The organism is Lishizhenia sp. (genome assembly GCF_057456495.1).
Window position 1 is genome coordinate 1 of sequence record NZ_JBVCPV010000083.1, and the last position, 11931, is coordinate 11931.

The 11931-nt window shown below is 38.7% G+C and carries 7 protein-coding genes; 4 read left to right on the forward strand and 3 right to left on the reverse strand.

All coding sequences use genetic code 11. From position 1 onward, the window contains the following. The 3 genes from AC22ZQ_RS07590 to AC22ZQ_RS07600 form a co-directional block, all read left to right on the forward strand. A partial coding sequence (locus AC22ZQ_RS07590) for a translocation/assembly module TamB domain-containing protein (RefSeq protein WP_318958179.1) occupies positions 1–2311 on the forward strand: 2311 nt, incomplete at its 5' end. A 17-nt stretch (positions 2312–2328) separates the two neighbouring features. After that, positions 2329–3792 carry an acetyl-CoA carboxylase biotin carboxylase subunit gene (locus tag AC22ZQ_RS07595; protein WP_318958180.1) on the forward strand — a complete coding sequence of 488 codons (1464 nt, stop codon included), beginning with the start codon at positions 2329–2331 and terminating at the stop codon, positions 3790–3792. A gap of 155 nt (positions 3793–3947) precedes the next feature. Further along, complete coding sequence (locus AC22ZQ_RS07600; protein ID WP_318958181.1) at positions 3948–4340, forward strand: hypothetical protein; 393 nt, start codon at positions 3948–3950, stop codon at positions 4338–4340. Positions 4341–4471: 131 nt separating this feature from the next. Here AC22ZQ_RS07600 and AC22ZQ_RS07605 read toward each other — a convergent pair whose 3' ends face one another. Both AC22ZQ_RS07605 and AC22ZQ_RS07610 read right to left on the reverse strand, forming a co-directional pair. After that, the gene (locus AC22ZQ_RS07605; RefSeq protein ID WP_318958182.1) at positions 4472–6130 is read right to left on the reverse strand and encodes a sodium:solute symporter family protein; all 1659 of its coding nucleotides are present in this window, start codon (positions 6128–6130) and stop codon (positions 4472–4474) included. Between the two features lie 109 nt (positions 6131–6239). Further along, positions 6240–8696, reverse strand: coding sequence for a PIG-L family deacetylase (locus AC22ZQ_RS07610; protein WP_318958183.1), 2457 nt, complete (start codon positions 8694–8696; stop codon positions 6240–6242). 218 nt (positions 8697–8914) lie between these two features. Between AC22ZQ_RS07610 and AC22ZQ_RS07615 the strand changes: the two genes are divergently transcribed. After that, entirely contained in the window at positions 8915–10912 is a 1998-nt protein-coding gene (locus AC22ZQ_RS07615) for a flavin monoamine oxidase family protein (RefSeq protein ID WP_318958184.1), read from the forward strand. Positions 10913–11058: 146 nt separating this feature from the next. Here the strand turns inward: AC22ZQ_RS07615 and AC22ZQ_RS07620 are convergent. Further along, the coding region (locus tag AC22ZQ_RS07620; RefSeq protein WP_318958185.1) for an aminotransferase class I/II-fold pyridoxal phosphate-dependent enzyme at positions 11059–11931 on the reverse strand (873 nt) is incomplete at its 5' end.

An 11931-nucleotide genomic window follows, 5' to 3' on the forward strand; every position in this document is an offset into this window, starting at 1 on the left:
CTGTGAGGACTTCCACTTTACCAGCATGAGTTTAGGTGATTTATTAGATGCTCAATTGTCTTGGAATGCAACCAAATTGAACCCTACGTCACTTTCTTGGTACACCTATATCAAAGGAGAAGATGATTTAAAGTTTGATATTAAAACGTCATACTTCACCATAAGAGATCACCGCTGGGATATACGTAAAAACTCAGTGATTCATATCAAAGGCGATAGTTTGGATGTCGATAATTTCCGCATGGCAAGAGATAACCAATACTTAAGTTTAGATGGTTTAATAAGCAATGAACCAAATGATAAACTCGAGGTGGTGGCCAAAGATTTCGATTTGAGCGATATTGCTGGAGTTTTTGGAGATTTTGCAGTAGAAGGAATTGCCAACATAAAAGGTGAAATAGCTACACCTTTTACAGATTTGTTTTTTACAGGGAACGGAAACATAGATTCCCTGTTCATTAATAGTGAAGAGGTAGGTGATATTGCATTGCTGGCGGCTTATCGACAAAAACAAAAGAAAATAGATGTTGAAGGAAAAATCAATTATAGAGGGATAGAAACTTTTGACTTTAGTGGTTACTATGATGTGGTTGCCAAGGAAGATAATCTGAACTTCTTGCTAGATTTTAAAGGTGCAGATTTACAGGTGGCAAATGCCTTTATGGATGAAGATGTGGTATCTAACATTGCCGGTAACCTTGCTGGTAAGGTAAAAGTTAGAGGGGAGATAGATGCGCCAGTTTTAGAAGGAAAGGTGAAGCTTTCTAATGGGAATGCAAAACTTCAATTACTCGGTGCCAACTTTAAGTTTGATGGAGAGATAGAAGTAGTAGAAAATGGTGTGTTCTTAAACAACATTCCTATTAAGGATGAAGAGGGGAATACGGGGTCTGTGGTAGGACAGATTTTCCATGATAATTTTAAGAATTTCAACTTCGATTTAACCTTTGATATGGAAGAATATCTGGTCAATAACAAATTTGTTCCTGTAGACCGCTTTTTGGTTATGAATACGAAGTATGATCCGGACGAGTACTACTATGGTAAAGCTTATATCAGAGGAACTGCGAATATTTCAGGGTATTCAGACAACTTAATTATCGATGTAAATGCAAACACGCGAAAAGGAACATGGATAGATTTTCCTATGTACGGGGCTTCAGAGATTGAAGAGGCCGAATTCATAGAATGGCTTCCGCGTGTGGCAGATTCATTGCTATCTAATGAACCCAAAATTGATTTTACTGGAGTAGAATTGAATTTAAATATTGGCGTAACACCTGATGCTCGTTTAAAAGTAATTTTTAATGATGCCACAGGAGATGAAATCACAGCTCATGGAGGGGGAAACATTATCATTAGTTTAGATAATTACAACCAATTGACCATGGAGGGAGTATTCACTGTGGATAGGGGGAACTACAACTTTGTGTTAGGTCCTTACAAGCAAAACTTTATTCTAGAAAAAGGAGGAACTGTGCAGTGGACGGGAAGTCCTTACGATGCAACCGTAAATCTACAAACCTATTACAAGACTACAGCAAATTTAGATGTGGTGGTACAAGATGTAATGACGAATAATGGGACCAGGAAAGATGAGATCAATTGTTATTTGAGTTTGAATGGAGAGTTAATGAAGCCAGAGATTACTTTTGACATCAAAGCTCCCAAAGCCAACGAAATGGGTAAAGCAACTTTGGCAAGAATACGATCAGACCAAGATGAGTTAAACCGTCAATTTATTAATCTGATGGTCTTCAAACAGTTTATACCGCTTAATTCAGGAGGATCTATAGGTGGTGGTTTGGATTTGGTAAGTACCCAAATCAATTCATTGATAGATAAGTTAAACACCGGAGCGAACATAGGGGTTGCTTTAGACAGAGATCAGCTAACGGGAGATAACTCTGTGGAGCTCGGGGTGAGTAAAGAATTCTTGGATGATAAACTCATTGTTTCAACATCCTTTGGGGTAGAAAATAATGCAAGTTCTTCCGCGACTAATACAAGTAATATCATTGGTGATGTACGTGTGGAATATGTATTGAACGAAGCCAGAACCATGCGTGTAAATGTCTACAACGAATCCAATGATTATTCTGTAATACAAGATAACAACCAAGGTCAATTTACGCAAGGTGTAGGTATTCATTACCAAGAAGACTTTCAAAATTTAAGTGACTTCAAATTATTCCAGTATATTGGTAACCTCTTTCGAAAAGAAGAGGACAAAAAAGAAGATAATAACAATAAAAAGAAGATTCCTCAGGAGTATATAGACAACCCTGCGTTGTTAGATGAGGAGAATTAATATATTGAATACAAGAGATGAAAAAAGTATTGATAGCCAACCGTGGTGAGATTGCGAGAAGGGTAATTAGAACCTTACACAGGTTAAACATAGAAAGTGTAGCTGTCTATTCTGACGCAGATGCCAATGCTCCTTTCGTTTTAGAAGCTGATGAAGCTGTTCATATTGGAGCTTCACCTTCAGCAGAGAGTTATTTGGTGCAAGAGAGAATTTTAGAAGCTGCCAAGGCAACAGGTGCAGATGGGATTCACCCAGGATACGGTTTCTTATCTGAAAACGCTGAGTTCTCTGAAAAGGTAAAAGCTGCAGGAATTAAGTTTATTGGACCATCGGCACACGCTATGGAGTTGATGGGAGATAAATTAAGTGCTAAGCAAGCGGTAAAGGAATTTAATGTTCCTTTAGTTCCAGGTATTGATAAAGCAGTTTCTGATTTTGAAGAAGCTGTTGATGTTGCCAAGCAAATTGGTTTCCCAGTTTTGATCAAAGCTTCTGCCGGTGGTGGAGGTAAAGGAATGCGTTTAGTGGAGCGTGAAGAGGATTTGGTGGAACAAATGCAATTGGCCCAATCAGAAGCGCGTTCTTCGTTTGGTGATGATGCAGTTTTCGTTGAGAAATTTGTAACGAAACCACGTCACATCGAAATTCAAGTATTTGCAGATAGTCATGGAAATACAGTTCATTTATTTGAGCGTGAATGTTCTATCCAACGTCGTCACCAAAAGGTAATTGAAGAGGCTCCAAGTGCTGTTCTTACTCCTGAAATTAGAGAAGAGATGGGACAAGCAGCAATTAACGTTGCCAAAGCATGTAACTACGAAGGCGCAGGAACCGTTGAATTTTTAATTGATGCGGATTTAAACTTCTACTTCCTAGAAATGAATACACGTCTACAAGTTGAGCACCCGGTTACTGAAGAAATTACAGGGCTAGACTTGGTAGAATGGCAAATTAGAGTGGCTAGAGGTGAGGAATTGCCGTTAAAGCAAGAAGAAATTAAAATGAAGGGTCATGCTATGGAAGTACGTGTGTACGCAGAGGATGCCTTGAATAACTTTGCTCCGGACATAGGGACGTTACGTAGATATAGAAAACCAAACTTTGACTGGGTACGTGTAGACGATGCTTTTGAAGAGGGAATGGAAATTCCTATTTACTACGATCCAATGATTGCGAAATTGGTAACCTACGGTGAAGATAGAGCACAATCTATCGAACGTATGATTAAAGCAATTGATAATTACGAAATTTCTGGTTTAAGAACAACCTTAGATTTTGGTAAGTATGTGATGAAACACAATGCCTTTACTTCAGGTAATTTTGACACCAATTTTGTGAAGCATTACTTTGAAGATCCAACAGTAATGAAAGTAGCTCAAAAAGAGGAGGAGAAAGCTTTGAAAGCCGGTATCAACCAAATTTGGGATAGATTAAAAGAAAGAGAGAAAGAAGAGTTTGCAGTAAAACCTGTTAACAACTAATTCTTTCGGAGGATATATAGGTGGGACTGTTCATTGAGCAGTCCCATTTTTTGTGCATAATAGTTTAGATATAATTAATTTATTCGTTGAACTTTCTTCTTTTCAGCTGAATTATTTTTGTGTTTATTCCATCAAATATTCGTACCTTCTAGGGTATGAAACACTATAATTGTCCATATTGTCATGCATACTTAAATGCACAAGGCTATATAGCCCTAGCGGTAAAAAAACCGCACGGAAACAGTGGTGTGATATTGTTGAGTGAAGAAATAGGGGATTATGCAACCAAGTTAAATCCGAAATTGGATATACACGAAGGTGATTTAACCCACTTTCACTGTCCTAGCTGTACAGAATCTTTACACTTACCTTCTGACGAACGTTTAGTAAGGATTTTGAAAACAGATAGCAATGGAGTAGAACACACAGTTATCTTCTCAGCTATTAATGGTGAAAGGTCTACTTATTTAATTTCAGATGAAAGACAATTAACATTTGGAGAACATGCGTTGAAATTCATGGACCCAGAATGGTACCTTAAATTGTGAGGTATTACTACTGTAACTTTACCAATCTTCAAGAGAATTTTTGAAGCATCTAATTTGTTGTTCAAAATTTTCCTTAACAAGGAAAGAAAGGCTGGAAATCAAAGTTCTATTTTGATTTCCAGCTTTTTGATTTATGCCCTTTTAAAGTGAAGGTATTCAAGGGTAAGTCCGACGAGAACTACTACCGTACTTCCGATAATATTGTACATTAAATAACTTAGGTCAAAGAATTCGTAGACTTTCATTACGTGTATTATCAATACCGTTAATTGTCCTACTATTCCTGCCAGTAATGCTGCTTGGTGACCAACTTGCTTAAAGAAAAAGGCCAAAAGGAAGACACCTAAAATAGTACCGTAGAATAAAGATCCAAGTATATTCACCAATTGGATGAGGTTTTCGAAAAGTCCTGCAGTTAAGGCGATGACTATGGCGAGTAATCCCCAGATAATGGTCAGTACTTTAGATACTCTAACGTCCTTTTTATCTTCATCAGATTTTGACCAGAATTTTTTGTAAAAGTCTATAGTGGTGGTAGATGCTAAAGCATTTAATTCTCCAGCTGTGGATGACATTGCTGCAGAAAAGATAACTGCCAACAGCAGTCCAATCAAACCTGGAGGCAAGTACTCTAATATAAAGCCTAAGAAAATATAATCGCTGTCTTTTTCTTCATAATCTGGATCAAAAGAACTTAACTTTTCTTTGTATAAGACGCGTAGGGAGTCTTGTTTAAGCTGTAACTGTTGCGGTACATGTAAATCTGCTTGTGTGCTTAATAGTTGTTTCTTTTCGCTAAAAACAAGGTCGTAGGCTTTTTCAATTTCTACCAGTTCTGCTTGTTGAGTAGGTGTTATATCTACCAAATGCTGATTAAAAACTATAGGCGGTTTGTTGAATTGAAAAGAGACAAAAACCATCACGCCAATGAAGAGTATGAAAAACTGCATCGGTATTTTCATCAATCCATTAAACATTAACCCCAGGCGAGATTCTTTCAATGATTTACCTCCTAAATAACGCTGTACTTGCGATTGATCCGTACCGAAATAAGAGATAAATAAGAACAATCCTCCTGTAAGTCCAGAAAGTAAAGTATACCTGTTTCCGGTGTCAACGGAAAGGTCGATAATATTCATCTTACCCAGAGCTCCGGCGATGTCAACTCCTTCACTTAAACCTATGCCGATTGGGAAACTATCTAAGACGTAATAAAAGGCAATAAACATTCCGGTCATGATGATTCCCATTTGCCATTTTTGAGTAAGTGAAACGGCTCTACTTCCACCAGAAACGGTATAAATAATCACCAAGCCACCAATTAAAATACAGGTCAACTGTAAGTTCCAATCTAATAGTGTAGATAAAATAATGGCTGGGGCATAGATGGTGATACCTGCCGCCAAACCTCTGGAAAGTAAAAACAATAAAGCAGTAAAAGATCGCACCTTTACATCAAATCGCTCCTCCAAATATTGGTAGGCAGTATATACTTTTAAACGATAATAAATGGGGAGGATGAATACAGAAATGAATATCATCGCTAAGGGCAATCCAAAGTAGAATTGCACAAAGCCCATCCCACTTTCATAGGCTTGACCAGGCGTTGATAAGAAAGTGATGGCGCTGGCTTGGGTAGCCATGATGGACAAGCCGATTGTAGCCCAATTCTCGGAGTTGTCACCCTTTAAATATCCTTTAAGGTCTTTGTTTAGCTTGGTTTTCCAAGTTCCATAGGCTACGATAGAAAACAAAGTAACCAGTAATACAGTCCAATCTATCCAACTCATAAAGTATAGGTGTTAGTCATCCATAAATACAAGAGTATCTGCAAGGCTAAAAATCCAACCAAGGCCCAATACCACGCTTTCCAGTTGGTTTTATCTTTTTCCTCCATAACTAGTAACTTAAAATGTTTGCGAATAAACGATAGGCCCCAATCACACCTTGAGGAAGTTCTCTAAAGAAAGAAATTCCAGTGTAAACCACTTGTCCTTCTCCTAACTCAGCAACAATCAAAGCTCCTTCTTGAGCTTGTTCACCTTGATCGGCCCAACTCAATAATGGCGTATAAGCAGGCGTATAGTTCTCCGCAAAATATAACCCTCTTTCTTGCACCCAAGCATCGAAATCTTCAGGTGTGATTTTATTGGGTACATTAAAAATAGGGTGTTCAGCATCTAATATGTTTACTGTGGCATCTTCTTCTGTTACTCTGTTTCTTCCAATTTTAAATGGGAGGGGAGCAAAGGGTTGAAAATTGCCAGATCTTGAAGCCGTGTTGTATTGAAGGATTAGTTTACCTCCCGCTTTCACAAAATTCTCGAGTTGAGGGTGGAAGTTTTCCAATTCAGGATGAACATTGTAGATACGAATTCCGAGTACAACGGTTGTGTATTGCGTTAAATCAACGCTAGGTAGTTCACTTACCTCAAACTCATCCACTTCTAAACCTAATTGACGAATAGCATTAGGAACAGCATCTTCTACACCTTTGATGTAAGCTACTTTGAGTTCTTTCACTTGCACATCTAAAGGAATACATTTCATTTGTGAAGGAGAAAAGATGACTTGAGTGGGGATATGGTCGTAACTGATTTCTGTTGCATCATAGATGCTTTTTCCCGAACTATCCTTAATCAATAATTCGCCCGATGCAGCGTTAGTACTTGGCGTAAGTTGAAGGATAATATTTTGTTCTTGGTGTTTCTTGGTGAAGTGTACCTTAAAAGTAGACTGACTAATTTTCCAACCTTCAGGAACTGTAATACTTAATTCGTCTTCGTAATTGTTTTGGTATCCGTGCAGCGTTATCAAAACTTCTTTTTCAACACCAGGCTTTGCAATCAATATGTTTTGATCGAGTGTTGCAGTGATTTTTGGAGCTATCACCAATGGTCTGCGTCTTTCTCCGTAAGAAGGATCCCTCCATTTATGATCTGCCGAAACCGGTAATTCTAAGGTTTGACCTTCAATTTCTATGCGTAAATAACCGTGAATAGCGGCTCTATTCTCAGCCCTTAATAAATTTTGAGGGTCGTTTACCGTATACAAATCTGTATGCTCATTTCTCAACCAATAAGGAGTGGAAAGAACCGTTGTGGGAGCCGTTTTTAGACGATGTTTGTATTCTTTATTTTCAGGAATTTCTTCAGAGAGATTAATTTCAGTTCCATCACTTAAACGCAAAGAATTTAAAGTGACAGGTGTAGATGATCTATTGATAGCTACGAGTTCTAGAGGAATTTCTTCTCCTAAAGCAAAACTGTGATCGTCTGCCAATAGTTCTAAATTCATTCCTAAACATTGGGCTATGATTTCTTTACACAGCGCAACTTTTTCATCGCGCAATTGAGGATCTACAATTTGTTCCATGTAGTTCAATATTTCGAGTAAAGCAGGGATGTTTTGTGCAGGGTCTTGGAAATTGAAATTCTCCAAGAGTTTATTGAAGCGCTTTTCCACATTGCTTTTGGTCAAATTAAACCAATCTCGTTGTGCATGTTCAAAGAAAGAGTTTTTAAGTTTTTTACCCTTCAAATGCTCAAAGTACTCTATTTGCTCACCGCGCTCAAGCAAGTTTCCAAAGCCTTGACATTTATGCTGAGAACGTGCAAGCGTTCCAATTTCGTTGTAAGATTTTCCTAACATCGGGGCGTATCCTCCAATGTCTTTAACCAAGTAATTTGGGTTGTTGGCAGCAGAATCAGCTATGCTCGGATTCCACCAATACGATGAGTTCCAATAAACGCTGTTTACTTGCCAAGTTCCTAATTCCTTTACTTGTTCTGGTAAATACTTGGCATCGGCCGCTTTATCAAATGCTTCTAATGCAAGAAGGGCAGAGGCGGTGTGGTGACCATGTCCGGCTCTTTTATCGGGTGGGAAACGCGTTACAATCACATCTGGTTTAAAGCGACGTATCATCAAAACTAAATCCGCCATCAATACATCCTTACCCCATTTTTGGAAAGACTCTTCTGCAGATTTTGAATAACCGAAATCCACGGCCTTTGAAAAGTACTGTTTGGCATGATCATGCGATCTTGCAGCCAGCAATTCTTGGGTACGCAATACACCTAAAGCATCACCTAACTCATTTCCGATTAGGTTTTGTCCGCCATCTCCACGGGTTAAGGAGAAGTAGGCCGTTTCTGCTTTTTCTCCCAAAGAAAACCAAGCCAAAGCTCTGGTATTCTCATCGTCGGGATGAGCAGCAACATATAACACACGTTTTAAAGAGTGTAATTTTTGCAGTTGAACATAAATGGAAGAGGAAGGTTCTGATGCCTTCGCAAATGAGGTAAAGAAAAGGGTAAGTATTAAAATTCCCTGGGTGATATAATTTCTTTGCATAGGGCTAAAAATAAATAAAAGAACCAGCCTTTAAAGCATATTTTTTGACAATAAATGACAATCCAATTACTTTAAGAATCCACGCTTATTATTTCATCCCTTTTTCCCCGAATCTTAAAACATTCTTGTTTCAATTAAATTTTTAAATGACTTTCTTTGCGCCCAAATTTCGAGGTATAGAGATGTACTTCGACACTTTTCACCCGAAAAATTAAAATATGAAGCCTGGTATTACGAATAATATCAAAACACAAGATAGTGATCCCAAAAGTTGGGTTCCAAATTTTCCAAACCCTGCTGATTTTAGGTTTGACTATTTTAAGTTGTTAAAAGAATCTCCAAATGGATTAGCCAAACTAGAGCAAGACCAACCCTCAGTTGCCATAATGGGCGCGGGAGTAGCGGGAGTTACGGCTGCTAGAGAATTGTTGCGATGTGGTTATAAAGTGACCCTTTTTGAAGCTTCTAATCGCATTGGAGGAAGATTATATACCTTGAAAAATCCTTTAGATAAAGGGATAGAGCGTAAGCACGCCGGTTTGGAAATGGGAGCCATGCGTATGCCTTTCTTTAGTAAACCAGGTGATGAAAATTGCTTGTTAGGGTATTATTTAAATCACGAGCCAGGTAGAAATAAAGCAATACTTACACCTTTCCCAAACCCTGGAGCTGCACCAGGAAATACGGGTATTTATATCAATAAAGGATTTGGACCAAAAGGGGCAGAAAGTGAAAAGCCGAGTATGATCTTTTGGCCATTGGATGAGGACGGTGTTCGTCGATACCCCAAAAATGAAGTATTGCAGAAGTTATGTGAGAAAGTAGAAGAGTTTGGAAAAAACTTCCAACAGGCTGCCAAACAATACTATACACAAAACAATGAATTGTGGACGATTTGTTGGCGTAAGCTTCGTGCACATTACCAAGGGATGAGTTTTAAAGATTTGGTGTTAGAACCCTCTTTAGACCGCGAAGAAATTTTACATAAAATTGCTCATTTAGAGGATTTTGATGGTGATTTGGGCGGTTTTGGAATGACTGCTGAAGAAGCCAATTTGTTATACATCATAGGTACAGGTGATGGAAGCTGGGGAGCATTCTATGACATCGGTGCGATGTGGTTTATTCGTTGTACTTATTTTGGTTTTGACTCTAACCTACAAACGGTAGAAGGTTTGGCCCACCCAGAGGAATTGCCCTATTTTATGCGAACTGTCTTAGATTCATCAACTCCACAAAAGGCCTTTGAAGGACCAAGTTATGAAGGAATTCAAGGTTTGGCAGAATACCTAATGTTTGCACCCTTACCAGGGGAAGAAGAGAAGTCTTTGTTTACCGAAGGGGATTTGTTCATGGAAACTCCTGTAACTAAAATTAAAAAGACAGAGAAAGGTGTGTTGGTCTACTCAGAGCAGCATCCCGAGGGACAATTTTTTGACAAGGCTTTGGTAACCTCTACCAAATGGGCAGCGCAATTGTCTATGGATTTTGAAGGTTTCCCAGAAGAAGAGTTACCGCAGGATAAAATCATTGCCGCACAAACGCAGCACAACATTTCGAGCTGTAAATTATTCTTCCCTTTAAAAGCCAGGTATTGGGATAAAGAACAATTTCCTGACTGTAAAATTCCACAAGTTTTGGTAACAGACACCTTGATACAAGACATGTATGGATTAGCATGGAGCAATAAACCAGAAGATCCGGGTGTGATTTTGGCCAGCTATACCTGGGAGGATGATTCGTTGAAACTTTTGGCTTTCAACAATGAAGAATTGAGTGATATCGTGCTCAAAGAGTTGAAGTCTATAACCATGGAAACCTTGGGAGAGGATATTACTGAATACATAGATACTACAAAACCTGTTTCTATACAATGGATCAAAGAACCAACCTATTTGGGATGTTCTAAATTGTACAGAGCCCACAACGAGGCAGAGAACATGATAGATTTGGGCTACAATGAACATTTCGCCAAAGCTTCGCATTTGTATTTTGCAGGTGAGAATTATGGGGTAGAAGGTGGTTGGACAGAACCAGCGTTGCGTTCTGCCTTAGATTGTGTGTTGCACATGATTAAACATACACCGGGAGCAGTGCTTCAACATCCGAATTTCTCATTGGAAGAAGATTATCCTTCTTGGCCAACCTATGATTATAAGAAAGAAGAACAAACCGTTAAGGTAAGTACAGATACAGAGTTGTTTTCAGTGAATTAATTGGTCTTACCAGTGCTAGAGAAATATTAATTTATCGTTCCGCTCGGAAACCTATATCTATTGAATAATTAAATGATCTGATTCAGGTTATCGAGCGGAGTCGAGATGAGCGACATACGAAGCGTGAAATACTACTCCGGGGAAACTTAAACAGCAGTTTGAATAAGCTGTGCTAATTGTTCAATTTCTTCTGCTGTATTAAACGCATGCACACAAACTCTCAACCTTTCTTCGCCGGGTTTAACAGTAGGAGGAAGTATGCACTTAATACCTATGTTAGCTGCCTTTAATTTCTTTTCCCAAGCTTTTAAGGTGTCTATATTGTCAGCAGTTAAACACTGTATCGGACTACCATTGTTTTTCAATCCAAATACATCACAAAAGCGAGCGATGTTGGCTTGCAATTTTAGTTGTAAAGCCTTGAAGTCGGTTTGTGTTATAATTTGCTGAACGCGGTAAACACTGGTTTCTGGAAGGGTAGTGGTGTAAATGAAGGAGCGTGCAAAGTTCACTAGGTTGTCCTTTACCAATTGAGAAGATAGCACCACAGCACCGTGCGCTCCAAATCCTTTTCCAAAGGTGAGTAGACGTGCAAAAACTTCATCTTCTAATCCTAGTTCTTCTATTCTTCCACCGCCATTTTTACCAAAACAAGCTCCGGCATGAGCTTCGTCTACAATTAAATGAGCACCGTATTTTTTACAAATTTCAACCGTTCCTTTTAAGTCGGCCAAATCTCCGTGCATGGAGTAGAGCGATTCTATCAAAACAAAAACTATCCCTTCTGCCTTTTGCAAGCGTTCTTCTAAATGAGAAAGTGAGTTGTGTTTGAAACTGTAAGATTTACAGCGCGCCAATATCAATCCATCTCTAGATGAAGCATGGATGTGTTCATCGTAAATTACGGTATCATGACGCTTCACCAAAGCTTGTAACAAGCCCAAATTGGCATCGTAACCTGAATTGAAGAGCAAAGCTGCTTCTGAATGGAAGTGTTGGGAAAGTTGTTCCTCCAATTC